General features: G+C 58.3%; 1 protein-coding gene. It reads right to left on the bottom strand.

Going from position 1 to position 626, the window contains the following annotated elements:
- Positions 1-148 precede the first annotated feature (148 nt).
- The coding region (locus tag JNK74_29325) for a hypothetical protein (protein ID MBL7650278.1) at positions 149-626 on the bottom strand (478 nt) is incomplete at its 5' end.

Consider the following 626-nt stretch of genomic DNA (forward strand, 5'->3'; position numbering starts at 1 on the left):
GAGTTCATTGTTACACGCGGGCGAGACAGATGGGAAACAAGGATTCCCATGAATGGCGGAAGGGGACGTGTCGTTCCGCGCAAAGAAGACCCGGCGCCCCAAGGGGCGCCGGGTATTCTATGTCGGTTAGACGCTCGCGCCGCGGCGGTTACTGGCCGGCCGTTGTCAGCCAGGCCCACGTGGTGCTTGTGGGGAACTGGTCGTCTTCGCCGTTCGCACCAAAGTTGGCCTGGGTGGCGTCGCCGTTTGCGACATACTTCTGGAATTCCACGTGGCCGTCGGCGAATAGCACATTGGCCCCGCCCGGTACGTGGTTGAAGATGCTGACATCCGTGCCGACAACGTCCCACATCATGGCCAATGTGGACTGTGCCACGGCCGAACCGGCCGGGTTGTTGATGTCCGTGATGAAGAAGCGCTCGATACCTTCTTTCAAGTGATACAATTGCACGGTCTGGCCTGCCGCGTACACGCTATTCCCCGGGTGGGTGAACGATTGATCCCTTTTCAGACTATCCTTGACGGTCTGCAACAAGGCCAGATTTGCGGTGGAATAGGCCGTGATATAGGGGACAATGTTTACCGTGATGAACATCCCGAATATACCGCCCGTCGCTCCATCGTAG

Source organism: Candidatus Hydrogenedentota bacterium, from assembly GCA_016791475.1.
Classification (GTDB): domain Bacteria; phylum Hydrogenedentota; class Hydrogenedentia; order Hydrogenedentales; family JAEUWI01; genus JAEUWI01.